The following is a 24098-nucleotide window of genomic DNA, read 5'->3' on the forward strand; positions in this document are numbered from 1 at the left end:
GGCGGACAAGGACGTGACGTGCTGACGGAAGGCCATGACCTGGTGGTCGTCGGGTCGGCCAACGCCGACCTGGTGATCGGCGTACGGCGACGACCCGCGGCGGGGGAGACCGTGCTCGGTTCCGACCTGGCGACCTATCCGGGCGGCAAGGGAGGCAACCAGGCCGTGGCCGCCGCCCGCCTGGGCGCGCGCACCGCGCTGCTCGCGCGGGTCGGCGACGACGCGCACGGCCGCCTGCTGCTCGACACCCAGCGCGCGGCAGGCGTGGACACGCGCCCGGTGCTGGTGGGCGGCGCCCCCACCGGCGTCGCGCTGATCACCGTGGACCCCTCGGGCGACAACAGCATCGTCGTCTCGCCCGGCGCCAACGCCCGCCTGACGCCGGCCGACATCGAGGCGGCGGCGCCCCTGCTGGCCGCGGCCCGGGTGGTCTCGCTCCAGTTGGAGATCCCGCTGGAGACGGTCGCGGCGGCGGTACGGGCCGTCGGCCCGGACACCCGGGTGGTGCTCAACCCGTCGCCGCCCGCGCCGCTGCCGTCCGACGTGCTGGCCGCCTGCGACCCGCTGGTGGTCAACGAGCACGAGGCGCGCTCGCTGCTCGACGGGGACCCGGCGGGGGCGGGAGACGACCCGGCGGCCTGGGCGACGGCCCTCCTGGGGCGCGGCTCGCGCTCCGTGGTCATCACGCTGGGCCCGGCCGGCGCCCTCGCCGTCGACCGGCGAGGCCGGACCAGGGTGCCCGGCGTCCCGGTCGAGGCGGTGGACACCACGGGCGCGGGCGACGCCTTCACCGGCGCTCTGGCCTGGCGCCTCGGCACGGGCGACGACCTGGCGACGGCGGTGCGGTACGCCGTGCGGGTGGGCGCGGCGGCCGTCACCAGGCCGGGCGCCCAGCGGTCCTACCCCACCGCGGCCGAGGTCGCCGCACTGCCCGACTAGCCTCGGCCCGCCCGCGCCCGGCCCCACTCGCGGCCCGCCCCGCCCGTGGCCCGGCCCGCTCCGTGCGGGGCGCGCGTGGGGCGGTGCGAAGCCACTGCCAGGCGGCTGTCCGTGCCTCGGTGCCCACGCCCCGTGTCCCGGTGTCCGAGCCGGCCGTCATGGCGCGGGGCACCGACACGCGGTGACGACCGGTCGACGGCCCCGGCGCGTGCGCGGCTTCCGCGAGGAGGCCGGCCCCACCACTGCCGGGGCCGTACTCAGGAGCGGTACGTGACGGCAGCGCGGGCGGACTCGTCGACGCGCAGGGCGAAGACGTCGGGGCGGGCGTAGTGGCCGGTGGCGTCGAAGTCGAAGCGGGCCCGCGCGAGGTCGTCCAGGTCCAGCGTGGCCGTCAGGATGCCCTCGCCGTCGCGCAGCGGCCCCGCCAGCACCTCGCCGAGCGGGGAGACGATGACGGAGCCGCCGTTGATCAGGACCGTGTCCGGCGCGTCACCCTGCACCGGGCGGAGGTCGGCCGGCAGGGCGTCGCGGCGCAGGTACGGGTTGGCGCTCAGCACGAAGCAGCGTCCCTCCACGGCGACGTGCCGCATCGTGGCCTGCCAGGCGTCGCGGTCATCGACGGTCGGCGCGCACCACAGGTCCACCCCCTTCGCGTACATCGCGGTACGGAACAACGGCATGTAGTTCTCCCAGCAGATGGCCGCGCCCAGGCGTCCGGCGCCGGTGTCGATGACGGGGAGGGTGGAGCCGTCGCCCTGGCCCCACAGACAGCGCTCGGCGGCGGTCGGCATCAGCTTGCGGTGCAGGCCGAGATAGCCGTCGGGACCGAAGAAGAGCGCGACGCAGTAGAGCGTGCCCCCCTGCCGCTCGATCGCGCCGACCACGGCGTGGCAGGCGAGTTCACGGGTGACGGCGGCCAGCGTCGCCACCTCGGGGCCCGGGACCTCGATGGCCGCGGCGTGGTAGCGGCGGAAGAGGTCGCGCCCCTCCGGGGTGCGACTGCCGACCGGGACGCCGAAGTCCAGACCCTTGGGATAGCCCCCGACGAACGCCTCGGGGAAGACGACGACCTCCGCGCCCCGCCGGCTGACGGCCTCGCGCAGGAGTTCGTCGGCCCGGGCCAGCGCGGCGGGGGTGTCGAAGAGGGGGGCCGCCGCCTGGACGACGGCGGCGGTCACGGTGCGAGCAGGTGTCATGCCGCGACGGTAGGAACCGCTCGCCCATCCGGCAACACCGCGCCGCCGCCCCGGCGTCGTACGCCCCGCCAAGCCCCGACCACCATGCGCCCGCCCCGCCGCGCACCCCTCACCGACCCCGGCGACCCCCCCCGTCCGAGACCGCGCCGGGGCTCCACGCCCTAGGCTCGGGGGGCGTGACCCCTCCCAGCACGCTGGCCACCGCCCAGCGCTCACTCGGTGACCCGGACATCCGCTATCCGCTGTGGCCCGCGCTGACCCGCGGCTGCCCCCGGACCAGTACCGACACGCTCTCCTATCCGGTCGACGTCGACTACGCGTACGAGCGCGTGGACACCGCCCTGTTCGAGCCGGGGTACGCCGCGCGGCACGGCATCCCGCGGGGCGCGGGCATCGAGCGGTGGGCGCCCCTGCTGCCGCCGCTGGACGCGCCGAGCCTCGGCGAAGGCGGCACCCCGCTCATCGAGGTCGCACCCGGCGTCCACGTCAAGGACGAGGCGCGCAACCCCACCTGGAGCCACAAGGACCGGCTCAACCGCTGCACGACCAGCGCGGCGGTGCGGGCCGGCGCCCCGGGCGTCGTGGTCGCCTCGTCCGGCAACCACGGCGCGGCGGCAGCGGCCTACGCGGCCCGGGCCGGGCTGCGCTGCGTGGTCTTCACCTCCACGGACACGCCCCCGGCCGTGGACGCGTTCCTGCACGCGTACGGGGCGGTGGTGCTGCCGGTGCCCATCGACCACCGGTGGCCGCTGGTCCGCGAGGTCGTCGAGCACTGCGGGCTGCACCCGGTCAGCAACCTGACGGCCACCCACACCGGACACGGCTACGGCGCCGAGGGCTACAAGACCATCGCGTACGAGATCCACGCCGAACTCGGGGCCCCCGCCGCCGTCTTCGTGCCCACGGGCTACGGCGAACTGCTCTACGGCGTCTGGAAGGGCTTCGCCGAACTCCAGCGCCTGGGCGTCACCGACTCCGTCCCCCGGATCTTCGCCTGCGAGCCGGCCGCCGGCGGCCCGCTGGCCGCGGCGGTGCGCGCCGGGGTGCCCGCGACCACGGTGGAGGTGGGTGACACCGACGCGTATGGCATCGACTGCTCCGTCGGCGGCTACCGAGGCGTCGTCGCGCTGCGCGCGAGCGAGGGCCGGCCACTGCTGCTGACCGACGACGAGATGCGGGCGGCGCAAGGCGAGTTGGCCGCCGCGGGGCTGTGGGTCGAGCTGTCGGCGGCGGCCGGCCTGGCGGGGTTGCGGCAGGTGGGTGACGTCGAGGGGCCGGTGGTGTGCGTCTCCACCTCAAGCGGCTTCAAGGACGTCTCCGTCGGCACGCGGACCAGCGAGCCGGTCGACCCGGCCTGGGACGAGGTCCGCCGCCGACTGCGCGCCGCCGGCATCGACGCCTGAGCCGGGCGCCGCCCGGCCCGGGAGCGCCCGCCCGCCCGCGCACCAGCGCGGACGGACGGGCGCCGACGCGCGGGGTTCAGCAGTTCTTGTAGTCGTAGCGGGTGGAGTTGTACGAGCAGGTGTCCACGCGGCTGCCGGAGGACTTCCGCAGCGTCGCCGTGTCCCGGTCGTTGTTCCACACGTACGCCCGACGGTTCTGGTACTTCGTGGACGCGCTGTCCTTGCCGCGCCCGGTGCGGACCGTCACCGTCTTGCCGGCGCCCAGCGTGAAGGTGCCGAAGGTGTACTTGTGCCGCGAGGCGTCGGTGAGCGTCCAGCCCCGGAGGTTCACGCCACGGCTGGTCGAGTTCTTGATCTGCACGTACTCGGCGTTCAGGCTCCTGGTGGACCGGTCGTCCTTGCCGGGGCTGTCGTAGTAGATCTTGTGCAGGTGCACGGAGCCCGCCGCGTGGGCCTGCGCGGGCAGCAGCGGAACCAGCACGGCCCCGGCGACGGCGGCGGCGCAGGCGGCGGTGCGTATGGAGAGCGTTGACATCAGGACATCCTTCAATCACGGCCGGGCACCCCCCTAGGTCCCCGGTGTGGAGATCACACTAAAGGCAGTTTCGGGAGAACCGGGCCATATCCGGGAAGTGCGCTGCGGGCCGCCATCTCCTGATAAAGCGAAGGATGCGGCCGACACCCCGCCCGCCACCCGTCACGGCGTGCCGCGCCCGTTCGTGCGGACACCCGCGCTCGGTTCGTGATCGGCCCTCTCCAGCCCCCCTTCGAACCGGCGGGCCGGAGCGCCGCCCGCGCCAGCGGCGGCGAAACGCGGCGACCCGCCCGTGGCGTACTCCCGTGGCGGCCCGCGCCACGGGATGCTGCCGTGGCATGAGGAGACCCGCGCACCGCCCCCGCACCCCTCGCCCGCACCGCGCCGACCCCACGTGCCGCACGCGCGCACACCGCCCCCACGCGCACCGCCCACACCCCGCGCGCCGGCTGGGAGCCGCGGCCCTCGTCGCCGGGCTGCTGGCCACGCTGAGTTGGAGTTCTCCGGTCGGCGCCGACCCCGCCGCGCCCCCGGGCCTGCCCGAGGCCATCGACGCCATCCTCGCCGACCCGCGCCTGGACGGGGCGACGGCCGGCGTGGTGGTCGCCGACGCGGACAGCGGCGCCGTCCGCTACGCCCACCGGCCCGAGGAACGCCTGCTGCCGGCGTCGAACGCCAAGCTGACGACGTCGGCCGCCGCGCTGGAACTCCTGGGCCCGGACCACCGCTTCCGCACCGAGGTGCTGGCGCACGGGCCCCGGCGCGGCGCCGTGTTCGCGGGCGACCTGTACCTGCGCGGCACGGGCGATCCCACCCTGCTCGCCGCTGACTACCGGGCCCTGGCCGCGCGCGTCGCGCGCGCCGGCATCACCCGCGTCACCGGCCATCTGGTCGCCGACGACACCCGCTTCGACCGGGCCCGGATCGGCCGTGGCTGGGCCGCCGACGACGAGTCCGCGTACTACGCGGCCCCGATCTCCGCGCTCACCGTGGCCCCCGACACCGACTACGACGCGGGCAGCGTCATCACGCACACCACACCGGGCGCCCGCGAGGGCGACCGGCCGCGCGTGCGCACCGTCCCGCACAGCCGCTACCCGCGCGTGGTCAACCTGGCCAGCACCGTGGCGGCCGGCCAGCCACGGACGCTGGCCGTCGAGCGCGCGCACGGCGGCGACACCCTCACCGTCAGCGGCGCCATCCCGCTCGACGGGCGACCCGGCAAGGAGTGGGTGAGCGTCTGGGATCCCACCGTGCACGCCGCCACGGTCTTCGCCGAGGCCCTGGCGGCCGAGGGCGTACGCGTCGACGGCGCCACCCGCGCCGGCCGGCCGACCCCCGCCGACGCCGAGCCCGTCGCCACGCACCACTCCATGCCGCTGTCGAAGCTGCTGCGGCCGTTCCTGAAACTGTCCAACAACACGCACGCCGAGGTGCTCACCAAGGCCATCGGCTACGAGCGCGCCGGCAGCGGGAGTTGGGGCGCCGGGCTCGCGGCCATCGAGGGTTATCTCCGCGCGGAGGGGTTGGAGACCACGCGGCTGCGCCAGGTCGACGGCTCGGGCCTGTCGCGGATGAACGCCCTCACCGCCGGCCAGCTCGCCCGATTGCTGACCGCGGTGCGGGACGCCCGGTGGTACCCGCTGTGGCGGGCCGCGCTCCCGGTGGCCTGCGACCCGGACCGGCTCACCGGCGGCACCCTGCGCTCGCGCATGTGCGATACCCCGGCGGCCCGCAACGCCCGCGCCAAGACGGGCTCGCTCACCGGCGCCTCCGCCCTCACCGGCTACGTCACCGACCGCGCGGGCCGCGAACTGGCGTACAGCGTCGTGCTCAACCACCACCTGGCCCCGTCCGTGAAGGACATCGAGGACGCGATCGTGGTCACCCTGGCCGCGTCGGACGACCGCGAGACCACCCGCGCGCCGCGCGGGGCCCCCGCCACCGACCGGGCCCGAGACCAGTCCGGCGCCCTCGAATGCGCCTGGCGCAAGCCCCTGACCTGCTAGCGACCGGCGACCCCGGGGACGGGTGCGGCCCACCCCCCGCGTCGGAGGGTGGGCCTTCCCGTGGCCCGGGGAGCACCGGCCACGCGGGGCCGATGGGCCGCCCCGCGCGGCGGGTCGGGTGTTACAGGCCGGCCTTGAACAGCAGCCGGTTCGGGGTACCGGTGACGTTGCCGGTGATCACGTCGGGCGTGGCGTTGCTGGTCACCCAACTGTTGATCGTGGCGGACGAGGCGTCACCGTTGTTGGCCTTGTACAGCGCGGCGACGCCCGCCGCGTGCGGCGAGGCCATCGAGGTGCCGTTCATCGGGGTGCTGCCGCCGCCCATGCGGGCCGAGGTGATGGACACGCCGGGCGCGTACGTCTCCACGCAGCGGCCGTAGTTGCTGAAGGACGCCTTGCGGTCGGAGCTGTCCGACGCGGCGACGGTCAGCACGCTCGACGCGCTGGCGGGGGAGTAGTTGCACGCGTCCCGGTTGTCGTTGCCGGCGGCCACCGACAGGTGCACGCCCGAGTTGGCGAGGTTGGCGGCGGCCGTGTTCACCGCGGCCGAGTAGCCGCCGCCCAGCGAGGCGTTGGCGACCGCGGGCTTGGCGGCGTTGGCACGCACCCAGTCGAACCCGGCGATGATGCCGGCGAAGGAGCCGCTGCCGTCACAGCCGAGCACCTTCACGCCGCGCAGCGCCACGCCCTTGGCGACGCCGTACGTGGTGCCACCCACCGTGCCGCCGACGTGCGTGCCGTGGCCGTGACAGTCCTCACCGCTGCCGCCGACCGAGTTGTACACGTTCTGGGCCCGGCCACCGAAGTCCGCGTGCCGGCTGTCGAGGCCGGTGTCGATGATGTACGCGGTGACGCCGGCGCCGTCACGGTTCCAGGTGTACGTGCTGTCCAGCGGGCGGTTGCGCTGGTCGATGCGGTCCAGACCCCAGGTGGCGCCGTTCTGCGTGCCGCTCACGGTGGCCTTCTGGTTCTCCTCGATGGCCTGCACGGCCGGGTTGGCGCGCAACGCGCTCAACTGGCCGGCGGTGAGCTTGGCCGCGAAGCCGTTGAAGACCTTCGAGTAGACGTACTGGGTGTTCAACCCCTTCGCTCTGGTGAGGCTCTTGGCCGTCACCCCGGACTTGAGGGTGACGATGTAGCTGCCCTGCACGGCCTGGCCGGGGGCCGCCTTCTGCACCGCGACCATCGGGGCGGACGGCTCGCTCGGGGCGGCGTTCGCCGCGCCCGTGGCCGCCGGGAGTACGACCAGGGGAGTGGCGAGGAGCACCGCAGCAAGACGGGAACGCTTCATCGGGGAAAACCTTTCGTCTGCCGCCGGCGGCCCGTACAGGCACCGGCGGTGAGTCTGGCCGCGTCTTCGGGCCGCCGGTGGGCGGCAGCGCGCGGGCAGCCCGAGCACGCGCCGGGCCAGCGGCGCGGGCGGAGCGGTGGGCGCGGGAAGACGCGGAGGGGCGGGGAGACCCCATCGACGGGGCGGGGTACCTCGTCGATCCGTCCACGCCCGGTGCGGTGGGGGGTGCGCGGACGGCAGCGGTGCGTGGACTTCGCGACGTCCACGTACCGGACGGTGCTGCGACGACGGTAGATGCCGTGGGCCGCGGGCGACCATGGTCTGTGCTGGCCGCAACCGGCGTGGCCGCTGCCGGCCAGCGCGGACGCGCGCCGTCCGCGAGCACGCCGCCTCACCCTGGTCCGGCGCCCCGGTACGACCTATTGTCAGGCGCATGTCCATCGACTCTCGTACGCCGCGTGCCGTGGACCGCCCGACCTGCGCCTGCCCCCACCCGGACGGCGCCGACCGCCCGACCGCGGCCGAGGCCAGGAACGCCTACGGAACGCTCGTCCGGCAGGCCATGGGCACGCCCCCGGGGGACGCCGCCGGCGCTGGCCCGCTGCCGGACGGGGTGGCGCGCTGGCTGATCGAGCGCCGACTGCTCAGCGAGGACCGGGCCGCGGTCCGCTCCGTGGAGCGCGCGCTGCGCGAACTCGTCGCCGCCCAGCAGCAGCGGCTGCGCTCGGCCGCGTCCTCGCTGGAGGCCGGCATGCGGGCCATCGACGACGTGGTGGGCCTGCTCCCGTCCACCCGGGTGGCCGGGGTGCACACCGCGGAGGTCGAGTTCTTCCGGGACCGGGAACTCTTCCGCAAGCGGCTGCACGAGTTCGACGCGTTGGGCCGCGAAGAAGTGATCGTCATGCGGATGTCGCTGCCGGACGCCAAGGTCCTCGACGCCAGCCTCGTCAACGACCTGCACATGCTCGACCAGGGCGTGCGCTGGCGGATGGTGGTCTCCCCGGCGGCGACCCGCGCCCCGTACGCCCGCCGCTACCTCGACACCCTGGTCGCCCGGGGCGCCCGGCTTCGGGTGGCGACGGCGGTGCCCGCCCACTTCGCCTCCTTCGACCACGCGGTGACCGTGCTCTCGCTCGGCGCCGCGCCGCGCTTCGAGGACGGCGACGCCATCGTGCACAGCCCACTGCTGGCGCTCTGTTTCCAACAGGTCTTCGAGTACGGCTGGGCCGCGGGCCGCCCCTACGCCACCGACCAGGCGGGTGACCGCTCCGACGAGGAGTTCACCGCGCAGGAGCGGGAGATCGTGAACCTGATGGCGCTGGGCGCCAAGGACGAGAGCATCGCCCGGCGCCTCGGCTGCTCGGACCGCACCCTCAGACGCCTGATGACCCACCTCATGCAGAAGCTGGGCGCCGCCAGCCGGTTCGAGGCCGGAGCGCGCGCCGCCCGCCTGGGCCTGCTCACCCACGACGGCTGACCCCCGACGCCTCCCCGGGGCCCGGCCGCACCGGGCCCCGGCCCCATCACCCGCCCGTCGCCGCCCACCGCGCGCGCCACCCACTTTCCGCGCCGCGCCGCGCCCTCGCCCCCGTGCGCCGCCGCGCCCTCGCGCCCTCGCGTCCCCGCACCCATCCGCCCCCGTGGCGCGCCCACCACGCGCCCCCGCGCGGCCCTGCCGTACGCCGGCTCACCCACCGGCCCATACCGGCCCATCCACCGGCCCATCCGCCGGGGCGCCCGCGCGGCGTACGGAAGGCGTCGTACGAGCCGATCCGGAAGCGGCCGTCCCACCCGCCGGGCGGCCCCTATTCCAACGGGTTGCCCAATGCCAAGTGAACTCAGGTTTGAGGAACAATTAACTCCCGGCGCATTTGTTTGGTGCGGCTTTTTTGTTCGAGCGAGTGGGCAACCCTCCCCGTATTTCGCTCGTCAAACCCGCTGACGAACTCGAACGCGCTGGTCCGAGAGGGGAACGAATTGGCATCGGCCCGTGGTTCCGCACGCTCGCGCAGCGTCGTCCCTGCCGATCTGTGACCGGAGTCACGGAAACGCGCCGGCCCGGCCGGACAGGGAAATAGCAGCGCGCAATTCCCGCGCTCAGTCACTGCCCTTTCACATCCCCGAAAGAAAAAATGCCTTCTCTCACCATGCCCAGAGCGGATGCCATTCCGCGTCAAGACGAGGCGAAGTCCGAGTCGTCTTTTCGGGGCGTCCGTGCACGGGCCGCGGGTCTCGCGGCACTGCTCACCATGATTTCCCTGGTTTTCGGTGACGCCCTGGCCCGCAGCTTTCCCTTCGGGTCACGCACGCGGAACGTCAATGACCTGGGAAATCAGTTCGTGCCGTACCACGCGCACCTGTGGGACATGCTGCACGGTGAGGCCGACGGCGACGTGCTCGTCAACTGGCAGTCCGGGTACGGCTCCAGCTTCCTGCCGGATCTGGGCACCTATCTGACGAGCCCCTTCGCGGTGCTCGTCGGACTCTTCCCACGGGACGAGATCGACCTGGCCGTCTACGTCATCTCCGTGCTCAAGATCGCCACGGCCGGCGCCGTCATGGCCTGGCTGCTGCGCACGGTGCGCACCGGCCCCTGGTGGGTCGCCGGAGCGCTCGGCGCCTCGTACGCGCTGTGCGGCTGGACGCTGGCCACCGCGGTGTACAACCCCATGTGGCTGGACGGTCTGATCGCCCTGCCCCTGCTGTGCCTGGTCGGCGAGTGGGCGCTGGCCCGCCGGCGGACGATCACGGGCGCGCTGCTCGTCGCCGTCGCGTGGATGGCCAACTTCTACACGGCGTACATGGCCACCATCGGGGCCGCGCTGTTCGTCATCGCCCGGCTGGTCATCGACCGCCCCGCGCACGTCGTCACCGCCGTGGCCGGGCCCCCGCGCGGGAGCACACGGACTACGGCGAACGCGGAGCGCGAAACCGCCGCCGAGCACCCGGCGACCGAGCCCGCCACCGCCGCGGACGACGCCGGCCCGGACGGCGTCGGCTCAGACCGTGGAACCCCGGCCGCCGGTCTCGCGGGCTCGCCGGCCTCCGCCCCGCGCCCCTCGGTCCTGCGACTCCTCGGCGAGCTGTGGCGGCCCCTGGTCACCCTGCTGCTCGGGGTCGGTCTGGCCGCGCCGCTGGTCAGCGTCATCTACGCCGGCACCGGCGAGGCGTACCCGGGCCGCGACACCGAGTTCGTCGCCGAGCCGTGGCAGGACGTGTTCGCCCGGCTGCTGCCCGGCGGCTACGGCTACAACTCGCCCTCGCTCTACGTCGACACCGTCGCCCTGCTCCTCGCCCTCACGCTGCCGTTCAACACCGCCGTGCCGCGCCGCGTGCGGTACGGCTGGTCCGCGCTGGTCGTCACCGTGCTGCTGTCCTTCCAGTGGAAGCCCACCCACCTGGCCTGGCACGCCTTCACCACCCCCAACGGCAGCCAGTTCCGGCAGACGTTCGTGCTGTGCGCCCTGCTCGTGATCGCGGCCTGGCTCTCGCTCGCCCACGCCAGGCCCACCTGGCGGGCCCTGCTCGGCGGCGGCGGCGTCCTCGCGGCCCTCACGCTCACCGCGCGCGACAGCCAACTCCTGTACGCGTGGTCCGTCCCGATCATGCTGGCCGGCGCGGCCACGCTCGCCCTCGCCCTCGCGCTCTGGCGGTTCGCGGACGCCCGCCGGCGCCCCGTGCTCGTGGTGCTCGCCGCCGTGCTCCTGGTGGGCATGCAGGTCGGGCAGTCCGCCGCGACGCTGGCCGTCAGCGACCGCAAGCGGCTGGCCCACATGGACGACTACGCGCCCTGGGGCGAGCGCCAGCGCGAGCAGCGCGCGGCCATCCAGGCCGTGGACGGCTGGCCCGCCTACCGCACCGAACCCGGCCGCCAACAGACCGTCGGCAACGACCCGATGATGGTCGGCGGCCAGGGCGCGCAGTACTACAGCAGCCTCACCTCCGACGTGCTCAGCCGCACCATGACGGCGCTCGGCGGCGGCTGGACCTCGGGCGGCCGGTCGGTGCAGAGCCTGGACAACCCGGTCACCGACGTCATCTTCTCCGTCGGCGCCCGGCTGTACTCCCCGCCGGACCCGCACCAGCGGTGGAACCCGCGCCACCCCGGGCCGGTGGTCACCGTGCGCCAGAAGGTCCCCCCGCTGGTGACCGTGCGCCCGCCCGGGCCGAGGCCCGCGTACGGCAGCTCGGCCTACCGCAACCAGGAACTGCTCCTCGGCGCCCGCGTGTACGACGTCCCCAGCTACACGCTGCACCTGACCGACCGCCCGCAACTGCCCCGCACGCGCGACGGCGGCTACCGGGTACCGGCCCGGCACCGCGCGGCCGACCCGACGGCACAGGTCAAGGCCGTCTGCCGGCCCGGCAGCTCCGTCTTCCTGTGGGCGCCGCGCTACTGGGGCAAGGCCGACCTGCGCGACGGGCGCGGCCCGCAGGCCGACTTCCGGGGCGACTACCCGCCCAAGCGGAGCGCGGCCATGCAGGAACTCGGCCGCACCCCGGCCAACGGCCAGGTGCGCATCACGCTTACCGCCCTGCGCGGCGGCTCCGTGCCCAAGGGCGCGATCGGCTGCCTGGACCGAGGCAAGCTCAAGGCCGCCGCCGACCGGCTGACCGGCCGCGGGGCCACCGACGTCAGCGTCGACGGCGCCACCGTGCGCGCCACCGTGCCCGCCGGCAGCCGCGGCACCGCCGTGGTCGCCATGCCCAACATCAAGGGCTGGGAGTGCGCGGCCGGCGGCTCCGCCCGCCCCGCCACCTCCTACCTCGGCCTCGTCTCGGTGCCGCTCGACGGCAAGGCCACCACCGTGAGTTGCACCTTCCAGCCGCCCGGCCTGCGCGGCGGGGCCGCCGCCGCCGGCCTGGCGCTGCTCGGGCTCGTCTCGATCGGCGCCTGGCGCGCCTGGCGGGCGCGGCAGACCGGCCGTGCGCCGGCCGGCCGCCCCGCGACCAGCGCGGCCAGCCATGACTGACCGGCCCGCTCCCACCCTTCCGCGCTCCGCTCACACCCCGAGCGGACCCGACCACCGTGAACCCGTACGGGGAGAATCATGCTGATCTCGATAGTCGTCCCGTGTTTCAACGAGGAAGCCGTGATCGACCGCTTCCACGAACACCTCGTCGTTGAACTCCTCACCATTCAGCACGAGTTCGAGTTCGTTTACGTGGACGACGGGAGCAAGGACGACACGCTCTCCATGCTCAAGCGGCTCGCCGGGACCGACGCGCGGGTGCGCTACGTCTCGTTCAGCCGGAACTTCGGCAAGGAGGCGGCGATGTTCGCCGGCCTGCGCCACGCGTCCGGCGACGCGGTCATCATCATGGACGCCGACCTCCAGCACCCGCCCGAGCTGGTGGGGCGCATGGTCGAGCTGCGGGAGGCCGGCCACGACCAGGTGATCGCCAAGCGCACCCGGGACGGCGACCGCGTCACCCGCACCTGGATGGCCCGCGGCTACTACCGGCTGGTGAACCGACTGGTCGACGTGGAACTCGTGGACGGGGTCGGCGACTTCCGACTGCTCTCCCGGCGCGCGGTGAACGCCGTTCTCCAGCTCACCGAGTACAACCGCTTTTCCAAGGGCCTGTTCGCCTGGGTGGGTTTCCCCAGCGTCACCTTCGAATACCGTAACGCGGTACGGGAGGAGGGCAGGAGCAAATGGACGTTCAGCCAATTGCTCAACTACGGTGCCGATGGTGTGATCTCGTTCAACAACAAGCCGCTGCGTGCCGCGGTGTATCTGGGGTTGTTGTTGCTCTCCGTCGCTGTGCTCTACGCGGCGTGGATTGTCGGCGGGGTATTGGTGGACGGGGTGGACACGCCGGGCTATGCCACGCTGCTCGTGGTCATGACCGCGCTGGCCGGCATGCAGATGGTCATGGTGGGCGTGATCGGCGAATACATCGGGCGGATCTACTACGAGGTCAAGCGCCGCCCGCACTACCTCGTCCAGAGCACGAACGTGGACCAGACGGCAGACATCAAGGACCTGGTGCGGTGATCGCCGGACAATTCCTGCGGTTCGGCCTGGTGGGAGTCGTCAACACCGGCACGTACTACCTCAGCTACCTCGTCCTGCTGCGGTGGATGCCCTATCTGGCGGCGCACGTCGTGGCGTTCGCGCTGAGCACCGTCGGCTCGTACTTCCTGAACGTGTACATCACCTACCGCACGCGCCCGGCCTGGCGCACCTTCCTGCTCTTCCCCCTGACCACCGTCGCCAACTTCACCATCACCACGGGCGGCGTCTACGTACTGGTCGACCTCGCGGGAATGAACGACAAGGCGTCACCGCTGATCGCCGCGGCAGCCGCCGTGCCGATCACCTTCCTCGTCTCCCGGACGATCATGCTCGGCCCGACGATCAACGGCACCCCGGAGCCGGGGAAGGAGGAGCCGCCCTCCCTGCTGCGCCGGTGAGCGTGGTGCCGGGCGGGAGGCGGCCGAGGCCGCGCGGGCGACCCCGCACGGCCCGGCCCACGCCACCTCACCGGTCGCCGGGCCGCGCGGTCTTCCGGAGGGCGGGCGCGGCGCGCTGGGCAGGCGTCGCCGTGCTCGGCTCGGTCGGTCAGGCGTAGACGCTCTCCACGAACTGTGCGAGTTGGTCGTCGCTCAGGTGATGGGCCAGATCGGCTTCGCTGATGATGCCGACGAGGCGCTTGTTCTCGTCGATGACCGGCAGGCGGCGGATCTGGTTGCTCTCCATCTCTCTGAGTACCTGGTCCACGTCGGCGTCGGCGCTGACCCAGCGCGGTGTGCCCTTGCACAGGTCTCCCGCGGTGACCCGCGCCGGATCGTGCCCCGCGGCGACACAGCCGATCACGATGTCACGGTCGGTGACGATGCCGCACATCCGCTCGTTCGGGTCGGTGGGATCGCTGACCGGTAGGGCGCCCACGTCGAGCTCCCGCATGAGCTGGGCGACCCGGTCCAGGGTCTCGGTTGCCGGTACCCACTGGGCCCCGGGGTGCATGATGTCCGCGGCGGTGGTCATGGGCGCTCCTCTTGTCGGCTTCGGTGGTTCCAGTCTCCGAGCGTGACCGCCACCCGCTGCCCGGGGTACGCCATCCGAGTGACGCCGAGGCCCGCGCGGAGGCGGACCTGTGCCGGTAGGGCACGCATCGCGCGAATCCCCGTCACGCACGCGATGCGGCGACAGGAGGAGGTCATCACCATGACCGGTACTCAGGCGGCGACGGACACGAGGACGACCCCGGCCCTGCCGTCGGTCACCGACCCCCTAAGCCTCCCACTGGCACCCGGACTTCCTTCTGACCGATCAACGTCGGCCAGATCGCCGTCCACGACGGAGCCTTCGGGACGCCCGGCGCGCCGGCCAATGCCCGGGTCGGAGCCCGGTGCGTGCGAGTGCTGCGGCGCCTCGCGGCTGGCGGGGACAGGGTCGCCGCCATGTAGGCCGGGCGCGCTGGCCCGCCGACTCCCCGCGCTGCCGGGGCAGTGCTGGGTGTGTCAGGCGGACCCGCGCGCCCGGCCACTGGACGGCCCGCGGTGGGAGGCGACGCGTCCGGACCCCTGCGGGCCCGTCCCAGTCCCGGGGCGCGACCGAGCGCCTCGCCCACCTCACGCGCGAGTTGGTTGCGGCATGGCCACACATAGTGGACCGCCGCCTCGATTCAGGTCCGCCGGCGCAACCACATGGGGGTGAGGGCGGAGATCAGGACGGCCGCGATGCCGATCTGGAAGAAGTGGCGAATCCAGTCGATGCCACCGGTGTCACGCACGCCGAAAGCGGAGGCGAGTCCGTTGCCGGCGAGGCCGCCGATGATGCCCAGAATGATCGTGAGCCACAAGGGAATGGGCTGGCGGCCAGGTATGACGAGCTTCGCCAGCAGACCGATGATGAGCCCCGCGATGATGGCCCAGAGAAACGACACGGTAATTCCTTTCGCCCACTTCATCCTGATGTAAAGGCTGTCACCCTGCGCGTGCCCGCGCCGGAGACTTGTAAGCCTCCGCTTCCCGGACGCGTGGGGGACGGGCCTGCCACGTTCCAGTGCCTTCTCCGCGCCGGGTTCGGCTGCTCCCCGCGGTGAGCGTGTGCGGTTCGGTAGCGCGATCGGGGCTGTCGGCGCGCGTCGGGAGGTCGTTGGCCGGCCGCGCGGCCGTGACATCGGTGCGCGGTGGGCCTTGGCGGTGGGCTGCCGAGCGCGGGCCTGCTCCCGCTCGCGCCCGCGAGACCACGCACCATGGGGGAGGCCGGTCGGGAAGGTCGCGCCCGAGCGGTTCCGTCCGGTTGCCGCGACCCGACCAGGTGTCACTCGGCCCTCTCGCCCGAGTCCCCGGCTGAGGCACGCCAACGGCGTCGCCATGCTCCGGGCGCGACGCTCTCGTGCCGGCGGAACGCTCGACTGAAGGCGGCGTCGGTGTCGTAGCCGATCGCGAGGGCGATTTGTTGCAGGCTCGATTCGGTGTCACGCAGCAGTGCTTTCGCCCGGTGCATGCGCCAGTAGGTGAGGTAGTTGATGGGCGAGTCACCTGTCTTCTGCCTGAACGCCACGGCGAACGCCGCCCGCGACATCCCGGCTCGGCGCGCGAGTTCCTCAACCGTCCACGGGTGTGCGAGATCGGTGTGAAGGTCGCGCAGTGCCGGCGCGAGCCGTGGGTCGCTGAGAGCGGACAGCCACCCGTGTGAGCTCTCGGTGGATGAGACGTGGGTACGAAGCGCGTACACGAAGAGAGCGTCGGCCAGGCGGCTCGTGATGAACCCGGACCCGAAACCGGAAGACGTTCGCTCCAGTTCCAGCAGCCTGAAGGTGGAACGCAACGCGTCGCCGATCGAGTCGTCGAGATCGAGCCGCAGCACGGGAGGCAGCACTCTCAACAGCGGCTCGGCGGCACCGGTGTCGAAGGCCAACCGCGCCGAGACGATCTCGGTCACCGGCCCCTCCGTACCGTGGCGCACACGAGAACCAGGTTGAGACGCCAGGAGGCTCTCGCAACTGACCAGGGACCGCCCCGGTTCGTCCGCGAGGGCGAACTCGGCGCCGGCCCGTACCAGGAAGCAGTTGCCAGGGGCGAGCAGTTCCGGTTCAGCCTGCGAGCCGGGTTGCCACCAGCAGCGCCCGCTCCTGATCATCATCACGTAGGTCGTATGGGGCGACCTGAAGGAGATACCCCAGGCTCCGCGGGCTTCTACGCTGACGTACCGCGAGTCCTCGACAGACCTTGCCGCCAGGACGTCATCGATGGGGTCCATCGCGTCACCGTAGACGATCGGTCATAAAAGCCAGACGTTCAGCGTCCTCGCGTCTTGAGTAGTCGTCGTAGCGTCAACAGTGCAGGGGGAGCACGCCGGCGCCAGGGACACGGTCCGAAGCAATCGGCGACGTACACCCCGGCCGAGCACATCCGTCTTCCCCCATCGCGGTATCCGACCCCGTGAATCGCTGGAGTTCGCATGTCTGAGTCCGTCACCCCGCCTCCTTCAGTCGTCGTCGCCTTCCACTCCGGCTACGGCCACACCACGGTCCTCGCCGAGGCGGTCCGGCGCGGAGCGGCGGACGCCGGCGCCGAGGTGGCCCTCGTTCCGGTGGACACCATCACCGACGCACAGTGGCAGCAGTTGGACGACGCCGACGCGATCGTCTTCGGCTCGCCCACCTACATGGGCAGCGCGTCCGCCGCGTTCCACGCCTTCGCCGAGGCCACCAGCCGTCGCTTCGCGGAAGGCCGCTGGGCCGACAAGCTCGCGGCCGGCTTCACCAACTCCGCGTCCAAGGCCGGTGACAAGTCCAGCACCCTCGCCTTCTTCGCCACCTTCGCCGCCCAGCACCGCATGCTGTGGGTCAGCCTCGGCCTCGCCGCCGGCTGGAACTCCACCACCGCCTCCGAGAACGACCTCAACCGCCTCGGCTTCTGGGGCGGCGCCGGGGCCCAGACCCCGCTCGACGGTGGCGCCGACACTGTCCACGCCGCCGACATCGGCACCGCCGAGTACCTCGGTGCCCGTATCGCCCGCCAGGCCGCCCTGGTGGCGGCCGGACGCCACGCCGCCCCTCCGCAGCAGCGGGCCAACGTGTGAGTTCCATGTGAGGACCATGCTCCGAAGGCGACCGGCGACACGATGGGCGCAGGTCACCGGGCCAGCGGTGCCATGCGGCGTTCATGTTCTCCCATGCGCTCCCATGCCCGCGGGTGACGCTGGTGCGGTGCTCGTGGTCGTCGCGGGCACCTCTGCCACCGCTGGCCTGTGGAGACTCGATGATCGAAGTACGTGGACTGACCAAGCGCTACGGTGACGTCCTCGCCGTGGACGACCTGACCTTCGGCGTCCGCGCGGGAGAGGTCACCGGCTTCCTGGGACCCAATGGCGCGGGCAAGTCGACGACCCTCCGGATGGTTCTGGGCCTGGACGCCGCCAGTTCAGGCACCGCGACCGTGCGGGGTCGGCCGTACAGCGCCCAGCCCGCCCCGCTCAAGGCGGTCGGGGCACTGTTGGACCCCGGCGCGGTGCTGCCCAGCCGCACCGCCTTCCATCACCTGCTGGCCCTCGCGGCCGGCAACGGGATCCCGCGCGGTCGCGTGAGCCAGGTACTGGCCGAGGTGGGACTGGAGAAGGTCGCGCGGCGCAGGGCCGGGACGTTCTCCCTCGGGATGCGCCAGCGCCTGGGGATCGCCGCCGCGCTGCTGGGCGATCCGCCGGTCCTGGTCTTCGACGAGCCCCTCAACGGTCTCGACCCCGAGGGCATCGTGTGGATCCGCTCGCTCATGCGCGGGATGGCCGCCGAGGGACGTGTGGTGCTGATGTCCAGTCATCTGATGAGTGAGATGGAACTGACCGCGGACCATCTCATCGTCGTCGGGCGCGGCAAGCTCATCGCGGACACCACGATGAAGGACTTCATCGAAGCGCACTCCGAGCGTGAGGTCCTGGTGCGTACCCCGCAGGCCGAGACGCTCCGGCCGCTGCTGGCCGGCGCCGCCGGCGTGCGGGCCGAGGGCAACGACACGCTCGTGGTCACCGGCCTGGAAGCCGCCGCGATAGGAGCCCTGGCCGCAGCGGTCGAGGTGGAGTTGCACGAGTTGTCCCCGCGTCAGGTGTCCCTGGAGAGGGCGTTCATGGACCTGACCCGCGACGCGGTGGAGTACCAGGCCGAGAAGGAGACGAACCGATGAGCCACCCTCGCACGCACCCCGAGCCCGCACCGGTTCCGGCGAAGCCGCCCTCTCGTACGCGCCGCGGGCGGTCCGCATCGGACAGCGCGGGGTCGGGCCGGGCGACCTTCTGGCACAGCCTGCACGCCGAGTGGGTCAAGATCCGCACGATGCGGTCAACGCTGTGGGTGATCCTGGGCGCGCTGGCCTTCGCCGTGGGCCTGGCCGCGCTGAACGGTTCGTCAGCAGGCGACGAGTACGCGGACCTGTCGCCCGCCGACCAGGCCGCGTTCGATCCGCTGGAGACCAGCCTGATGGGTTACCTGGTGGCGCAGATCGCGTTCGGCTTGTTGGGCGGCCTCGTGATGACCTCCGAATACGGGGCGCGCACGATCGTGCCCACCCTCACCTCCGTGCCACAGAGGGCCCGGGTCCTGGGATCGAAGGCCCTGGTGCTGGTGGCAGTGGCACTGCCGGTCGGGATCGTGGTGTCGCTCGGTGGGTTTCTCGTCGGACAGGCTTCGCTGTCCGGGGCGGGCGCTCCACACCTGGCGCTGTCGGATGGCGTGGCACTGCGCGGCGTCTTCGGAGGTGGCGTGTATCTGGCATTGGCCGCCCTCTTCGGACTGGCTCTGGGCGCGGTGATCCGCTCCACGACCGCTACGGTGACGACGCTGTTCGGCGCGATGCTCATCGTCCAGGCATTCGCGCCCGCGCTGCCCGGCGCGCTCGGGGACTGGGTCTCGAAGTTCTGGCCGCCCATCGCCGGTGGACAGATCATCACCGCTGTCCGGGACCCGGACGTACTGGGCCCCTGGGCCGGGCTCGGCGTCATGGCCGGGTGCGTGGCCGCACTCCTCGCGGTGGCGTTCGTCGTGTTCCGCAAGCGCGATGCCTGACACGGCGGGGACACTGGGCGTGCAGTAGACCACCGGTCGGGGACAGATGCCATGACAACGAGACAACGCCTGCTCCTCGTGGAGGACGAGCCCACCCTGCGCGAGCTGCTGTCGGCCAGCCTGCAACTGGCCGGCTTCCACGTGGACTCGGCCGAGAACGGCGCACAGGCGCTGGAAGCGGTGCGCGAGCACGCGGTGGACCTGATCGTGCTGGACGTGATGCTGCCCGACATCGACGGCTTCGAGGTCGCCCGCCGCCTGCGGGCGCGCCCGGACGTGCGGACAGGACACACACCGATCCTCTTCCTCACCGCACGGGACGCGGCCGAGGACCGGATCAGCGGGCTACGGGTGGGCGGGGACGACTACGTCACCAAGCCGTTCAACCTGGAGGAGCTGGTCCTGCGCATCCAGGCCGTGCTGCGCCGCACCAGCGGCCACCAACCCGAGAGCCGCCTCGCGGTGGGCGACCTGGAACTGGACGTCGACAGCCATCAGGTGACCCGGGGCGGCGTGCCGGTCGCTCTGTCTCCGACCGAGTTCGATCTGCTGCGCGTGCTGATGGAGAACGCCGGGCAGGTCCTGTCCCGGGAACAACTGCTGGACCAGGTCTGGCACTACGACTTCGGCGGCGACGACTCCATCGTGGCCTCCTACGTGAGCTACCTCCGCCGGAAGATCGACACCGGAGAGACCAAGCTGATCCACACCGTGCGCGGCACTGGCTACGTCCTGCGCAGGCCCAGGCGATGACCACGACGTCCACGCGCTGCGGCGCCGCGCGTCTGTCGCTGCGGACCCGTCTGGTGATCATCTGCCTGCTGCTGGTGGTGGCCGCCCTGCTCGCCAGCAACGCCCTGCTGATCACGCTTCTCCAGCGGCAGCTCGTGGACCAGCTTGACGAGCGGTTGCGTACGGCCGCCACAGCGGCAGCGCGGCTCCCCGACCTCGGCGAGGATTCCGACGTCACCGCGCCGCCGGTGCGCGATGCGGTGGAGCGTCAGCTGATCGGTGACGTCTACGTGGCCCGTCTGAACGCCGACGGTCGTGTGTCGCGGAGCCTGCGCCCCGCGGTGGGCGACGTACCCGAGCTGCCGCGTCTGGACACAGCGGCGGTCGCGACCCGTGGCGGTGCCCCTTTTGAGGCGTCGGGCGGCGGCAGCGACTGGCGGGTGATCGCCCAGCCGGTGCGCTCCTCGCCGGGACAGGATACGGACAGGGGCACGCCTTCCACGGGCAGCATCGTCGTGGCCGGCTCACTGGACGAAGTGAACGGCACGATCCGTGGCCTGGGACTGCGGATGCTGGTGATCGATTCCCTGGTCCTCGTCCTGCTGGGCGTCATCGGCTGGTTCGCCGTGCGGGCCGGGCTGCGTCCCCTGCGGCGCGTCGAGACGACCGCGGCGGCCATCGCCGGCGGTGACCTCTCCCGGCGGGTCCCCGACCTGGCCTCCACCCGTACGGAACTGGGGCGCCTGGCCGCCGCCCTCAACGGCATGCTCGACCGGATCGAAGCCGGTGACGCGGCACGGGCGGCCACCAACGACCGGATGCGCGCCTTCATCGCGGACGCCAGCCACGAACTGCGTACGCCCCTGTTCGGGATCAAGGGCTTCACCGAGCTGTACCGCATGGGAGGCATGCGCGAGCGGGCGGACGTCGACACCGCGATGAACCGCATCGAGCGCGAATCAGCCCGCCTGGCGCACATCGTCGAGGACCTCCTGCTGCTGGCGCGCCTGGACGAGGACCCCACCGCGCGCACCCAGTTGCCGCTGAAGCCGACCCCCATGGACCTGCGCACCCTGGCGGCTGACGCCCTGCACGACCTGAGAGCCCTCGCCTCCGACCGGGCGGTCACCCTGACCGGGCCCGGCGGCGGCCCTCCCGGAGCCGCCCCCGTGCTGGGCGACGAGGCGAGGCTACGCCAGGTCATGTCCAACCTGATCGGGAACGCCATCGCCCACACCCCGGCCGGCAGCCCGGTCCGGATCGGTGTGGGCACACACGACACACTGGCGATCCTCGAACTGAGCGACCAGGGGCCCGGTCTGACAGCCGAACAGGCCGCCCGCGTCTTCGACCGCTTCTACCGCGCCGACACCGCCCGAGGCCGCACGCGGACCGGCGGCGCCGGCCTGGGCCTGTCCATCGCCCGCTCCCTGGTCGCCGCCCATCACGGCCGGATGGAAGTCCACACCTCTCCCGGTCAGGGCGCCACGTTCCGCATCCTGCTCCCCGTACACACCGATCCAGTCGGCGACTGAACAGATCCGCAGATCGCGCCCCGACTCCCGGCGCGTCAGCGCGGAGCCAGGGACCTTGGTCGTTTCCGCCCCAGGAGGCGGGTGCCGTCCGCACCCGGCAGCGGCGCCGGAGTCCTCAGGAGTGCTGCGGGTCGCCGGCGCCGTGGCCGTAGCGGGCGAGCATCGTCGTGACCGCCTCGTCGACGGCGTGGCAGACGTCGGCAGGTGCGGGGTTCCAGTCGGCGAGCAGCATCCGTGGCCACAGGACGTAGTTGGCGATCATGCCGAGGAACTGGTGGGTGGCGCTCTCCGCGTCGGGCACCACCGCGGTGCCCGCGGCGTGCTCGGCTTCCAGATAGCGCTGGACGGAGATGAAGTAGGGCAGCTTGCCCAGCTCGAACTGAGCCCGTCCCAGTTCCGGGAAGCGCGGCAGTTCGGAGATGACGATGCGGAAGAGGGCCGCCATCGTGGGCCGGCCGATCAGGTCGGCGTACTGGCGGCCGATCGCGATCAGGCCGGCGCGCAGGTCACCGGGGTGTGTCGTGGGCGTCGCCGGATCCGGCCCACCCTTCCAGTACTCGGTGACGATGGCCTCGAAGAGCGCCGCCTTGGTGGGGAACTGCTTGAACAGCGTGGACTTCGAGACGGCCGCTTCCTGCGCGATCTTCGCCAGCGAGGTCCCGTCATAGCCCCGCTCCAGGAACAGCCTCGTGGCCGCCGCGGTGATCGCCTCGCGCTTGCGCTGAGCGAGACGTTGATGGTGCGCGGAGAGTGCTGCGGTCATGGGCCCAGTATGACCCATCCCGAGGCGAGTCACTTGACTCGCCATCGTGCGGATGGTTACGTGGACAGGGCTGCGAGTCGAGTGACTCGCCTCGGTCGGCGGGAGCACTGCCAGCCGGCGTCATTCCGTTTCCGGAGGGGAAGCACTCATGGGGTCAGGCAAGATCGCACTGATAACCGGCGGTAATCGCGGGCTGGGCCGAGCCACGGCCCAGGCGCTGGCCCGGCACGGGCTGCGCGTCATCGTCACGTACCGCGGCGACGCGCAGGCAGCCGAGGAGGTGGTCGAGAGCGTTCGGGAAGCGGGCGCCACGGTTGCCGCGCTGCGGCTGGACATCAGCGACGTGGCCTCCTTTCCGGCCTTCGTCTCCCACCTGACCGCACAGTTGGAGCGCTGGGACGCGACCCGGCTGGACGTCCTGGTCAACAACGCCGGGATCGGGCTGTTCGGACCGCTGGAAGCGGTCACGGTCGACGACTACGACGCGGTGATGGACACCAACGTGCGCGGCACGTTCTTCCTCACCCAGGCGCTCGCGCCTGTGCTGGCCGACGAGGGACGGATCATCAACGTCTCCTCCTCCCTCAGCCGCCACACCAGTGCCGGCACCTCGGTGTACTCGGCCTCCAAGGCGGCGGTCGAGGTCCTCAGCCGGACACTGGCCGTGGAGCTGGGGCCGCGCAGGATCCGCGTCAACGCCATCGCGCCGGGGCCGACCGCCACCGACTTCAACGGCGGCGCCATGCGGGACGACGCGCGGCTGCGCGAGAACCTGGGCGCGCAGACCGCGCTCGGCCGCGTCGGCGAACCACGGGAGATCGGCGACGCCATCGCCGCTCTCGCCTCCGAGGACCTGCGATGGGTCACCGCTCAGCGCCTCGAAGTGTCCGGCGGCGCCCTGCTGTAGCGCCCCTACCGACACCCTGTACTCCGCCCCTCGCCTGGCAGAACGGGGTGCTGCGTCAGTGGACCGTGCGGGTGGGGTGGCGGGCAGTGCGGAAGGCGACTCGTCCCCAACTGGTCCCCGGGAATGAGGAAGGGCCGGTTTCGGATGATTCCGAAACCGGCCCTTGACCTGCGACTCTCACGAGTCGGGACGACAGGATTTGAACCTGCGACCCCTTGACCCCCAGTCAAGTGCGCTACCAAGCTGCGCCACGTCCCGATGCTCTCTCGTCTGGGGCTGGGCCCCGGCCGAGCGCGTACGAGAACAATACCGCACCGCACCGGGTGGTCGTGCCCCCGTTCCCGCCCGTTGATCTTCCCGTGGGGCGACTCCGACGGGCCCCCGGGCGGCACTCAGGGCGGGCTGAGTAGGGGTACTCATGTGCGCGGGTCACCGCGCGGCGACGCTACGTGCATGACGACACCTTCCATCCAGCGGCCCACGACCACCGCGTTCTTCGTGCAGGCCGCGCTCTCGTTCGCCCTGTCGCTCGGCGCCGTCGCCTTCGGGATCACCAAGCTGTCCGTCGGGGCGTGGGAGCGCGGGTTCCTCGGGCTCGGTCTGGTCTTCGTGGTCACTTCGACGTTCACGCTGGCCAAGTGCATTCGGGACCGCCAGGAGGTCGAGGAGGTGACCAACCGGGTCGACAAGGCACGGATCGACAAGCTCCTCATCGAGCAGGACGTCTTCAAGCCCGGCCAGGTGTGAGGGCCCGAGCACGTTCCGTACAGGGC

Annotated in this window: 21 protein-coding genes and 1 tRNA gene; 14 read left to right on the forward strand and 8 right to left on the reverse strand. The window is 72.4% G+C overall.

Annotated features, from left to right (window positions below; all coding sequences use genetic code 11):
* Nucleotides 1-18 precede the first annotated feature (18 nt).
* Nucleotides 19-939: a ribokinase gene (locus H7H31_RS30565; protein ID WP_187060544.1), complete on the forward strand. Its 921-nt coding sequence runs from the start codon at nt 19-21 to the stop codon at nt 937-939.
* Nucleotides 940-1196: 257 nt separating this feature from the next.
* On the opposite strand, the gene H7H31_RS30570 is transcribed toward H7H31_RS30565, so the two are convergent.
* Complete coding sequence (locus H7H31_RS30570; RefSeq protein WP_187060545.1) at nt 1197-2135, reverse strand: nitrilase-related carbon-nitrogen hydrolase; 939 nt, start codon at nt 2133-2135, stop codon at nt 1197-1199.
* Nucleotides 2136-2311: 176 nt separating this feature from the next.
* Between H7H31_RS30570 and H7H31_RS30575 the strand changes: the two genes are divergently transcribed.
* Nucleotides 2312-3538, forward strand: coding sequence for a threonine synthase (locus tag H7H31_RS30575; RefSeq protein WP_187060655.1), 1227 nt, complete (start codon nt 2312-2314; stop codon nt 3536-3538).
* Nucleotides 3539-3614: 76 nt separating this feature from the next.
* Here the strand turns inward: H7H31_RS30575 and H7H31_RS30580 are convergent, their stop codons facing one another.
* Entirely contained in the window at nt 3615-4073 is a 459-nt protein-coding gene (locus tag H7H31_RS30580; protein ID WP_176160509.1) for a lamin tail domain-containing protein, read from the reverse strand.
* Nucleotides 4074-4411: 338 nt separating this feature from the next.
* Here H7H31_RS30580 and dacB point away from each other — a divergent pair, with 338 nt between their 5' ends.
* Nucleotides 4412-6082 (forward strand): D-alanyl-D-alanine carboxypeptidase/D-alanyl-D-alanine endopeptidase, encoded by a 1671-nt coding sequence (dacB, locus tag H7H31_RS30585; RefSeq protein ID WP_187060656.1) that lies wholly within the window; start codon nt 4412-4414, stop codon nt 6080-6082.
* Between the two features lie 121 nt (nt 6083-6203).
* On the opposite strand, the gene H7H31_RS30590 is transcribed toward dacB, so the two are convergent.
* Complete coding sequence (locus H7H31_RS30590) at nt 6204-7373, reverse strand: S8 family peptidase (RefSeq protein WP_187060657.1); 1170 nt, start codon at nt 7371-7373, stop codon at nt 6204-6206.
* Between the two features lie 433 nt (nt 7374-7806).
* Here H7H31_RS30590 and H7H31_RS30595 point away from each other — a divergent pair, with 433 nt between their 5' ends.
* The 4 genes from H7H31_RS30595 (at nt 7807) to H7H31_RS30610 (ending at nt 13794) form a co-directional block, all read left to right on the forward strand.
* Nucleotides 7807-8850 carry a helix-turn-helix transcriptional regulator gene (locus H7H31_RS30595; protein WP_187060658.1) on the forward strand — a complete coding sequence of 348 codons (1044 nt, stop codon included), beginning with the start codon at nt 7807-7809 and terminating at the stop codon, nt 8848-8850.
* Nucleotides 8851-9622: 772 nt separating this feature from the next.
* Nucleotides 9623-12346 (forward strand): YfhO family protein, encoded by a 2724-nt coding sequence (locus H7H31_RS30600; RefSeq protein WP_232110156.1) that lies wholly within the window; start codon nt 9623-9625, stop codon nt 12344-12346.
* A 78-nt stretch (nt 12347-12424) separates the two neighbouring features.
* Entirely contained in the window at nt 12425-13375 is a 951-nt protein-coding gene (locus H7H31_RS30605) for a glycosyltransferase family 2 protein (RefSeq protein WP_187065077.1), read from the forward strand.
* A complete protein-coding gene (locus H7H31_RS30610) occupies nt 13375-13794 on the forward strand; it encodes a GtrA family protein (protein WP_187065114.1) in 420 nt (139 codons plus the stop codon). The genes H7H31_RS30605 and H7H31_RS30610 overlap by 1 nt, the downstream gene beginning before the upstream one ends.
* A gap of 148 nt (nt 13795-13942) precedes the next feature.
* On the opposite strand, the gene H7H31_RS30615 is transcribed toward H7H31_RS30610, so the two are convergent.
* The 3 genes from H7H31_RS30615 to H7H31_RS30625 all read right to left on the reverse strand — a co-directional run bounded on the left by H7H31_RS30615 (nt 13943) and on the right by H7H31_RS30625 (nt 16591).
* On the reverse strand, nt 13943-14368 hold the full coding sequence (locus H7H31_RS30615; RefSeq protein ID WP_187065078.1) for a CBS domain-containing protein: 426 nt from the start codon (nt 14366-14368) through the stop codon (nt 13943-13945).
* A gap of 640 nt (nt 14369-15008) precedes the next feature.
* Complete coding sequence (locus H7H31_RS30620; protein ID WP_187065079.1) at nt 15009-15269, reverse strand: GlsB/YeaQ/YmgE family stress response membrane protein; 261 nt, start codon at nt 15267-15269, stop codon at nt 15009-15011.
* A 380-nt stretch (nt 15270-15649) separates the two neighbouring features.
* Nucleotides 15650-16591, reverse strand: a complete 942-nt coding sequence (locus H7H31_RS30625) for an AraC family transcriptional regulator (RefSeq protein WP_187065080.1) — start codon at nt 16589-16591, stop codon at nt 15650-15652.
* A 201-nt stretch (nt 16592-16792) separates the two neighbouring features.
* On the opposite strand from H7H31_RS30625, the gene H7H31_RS30630 reads away from it, so the two are divergent.
* From H7H31_RS30630 to H7H31_RS30650, 5 genes are all read left to right on the forward strand, one after another.
* Nucleotides 16793-17416 (forward strand): flavodoxin family protein, encoded by a 624-nt coding sequence (locus H7H31_RS30630; protein ID WP_187065081.1) that lies wholly within the window; start codon nt 16793-16795, stop codon nt 17414-17416.
* A 179-nt stretch (nt 17417-17595) separates the two neighbouring features.
* Nucleotides 17596-18510 carry an ABC transporter ATP-binding protein gene (locus H7H31_RS30635; protein WP_187065082.1) on the forward strand — a complete coding sequence of 305 codons (915 nt, stop codon included), beginning with the start codon at nt 17596-17598 and terminating at the stop codon, nt 18508-18510.
* A gap of 149 nt (nt 18511-18659) precedes the next feature.
* The gene (locus tag H7H31_RS30640; RefSeq protein ID WP_232110157.1) at nt 18660-19388 is read left to right on the forward strand and encodes an ABC transporter permease; all 729 of its coding nucleotides are present in this window, start codon (nt 18660-18662) and stop codon (nt 19386-19388) included.
* A gap of 51 nt (nt 19389-19439) precedes the next feature.
* A complete protein-coding gene (locus H7H31_RS30645) occupies nt 19440-20141 on the forward strand; it encodes a response regulator transcription factor (RefSeq protein ID WP_187065083.1) in 702 nt (233 codons plus the stop codon).
* A complete protein-coding gene (locus H7H31_RS30650; RefSeq protein WP_187065084.1) occupies nt 20138-21655 on the forward strand; it encodes a sensor histidine kinase in 1518 nt (505 codons plus the stop codon). The genes H7H31_RS30645 and H7H31_RS30650 overlap by 4 nt, the downstream gene beginning before the upstream one ends.
* Nucleotides 21656-21770: 115 nt before the next feature.
* Here H7H31_RS30650 and H7H31_RS30655 read toward each other — a convergent pair whose 3' ends face one another.
* A complete protein-coding gene (locus H7H31_RS30655; RefSeq protein ID WP_187065085.1) occupies nt 21771-22418 on the reverse strand; it encodes a TetR/AcrR family transcriptional regulator in 648 nt (215 codons plus the stop codon).
* A 148-nt stretch (nt 22419-22566) separates the two neighbouring features.
* On the opposite strand from H7H31_RS30655, the gene H7H31_RS30660 reads away from it, so the two are divergent.
* The gene (locus tag H7H31_RS30660; protein ID WP_187065086.1) at nt 22567-23325 is read left to right on the forward strand and encodes an SDR family NAD(P)-dependent oxidoreductase; all 759 of its coding nucleotides are present in this window, start codon (nt 22567-22569) and stop codon (nt 23323-23325) included.
* A 184-nt stretch (nt 23326-23509) separates the two neighbouring features.
* On the opposite strand, the gene H7H31_RS30665 is transcribed toward H7H31_RS30660, so the two are convergent.
* Nucleotides 23510-23583 (reverse strand) — tRNA-Pro (locus tag H7H31_RS30665).
* A gap of 195 nt (nt 23584-23778) precedes the next feature.
* On the opposite strand from H7H31_RS30665, the gene H7H31_RS30670 reads away from it, so the two are divergent.
* On the forward strand, nt 23779-24072 hold the full coding sequence (locus H7H31_RS30670; RefSeq protein WP_176160494.1) for a YiaA/YiaB family inner membrane protein: 294 nt from the start codon (nt 23779-23781) through the stop codon (nt 24070-24072).
* The last annotated feature ends 26 nt before the right edge of the window (nt 24073-24098 follow it).

The organism is Streptomyces buecherae, from assembly GCF_014295035.1.
In the GTDB taxonomy this organism is placed as follows: Bacteria; Actinomycetota; Actinomycetes; order Streptomycetales; family Streptomycetaceae; genus Streptomyces; species Streptomyces youssoufiensis.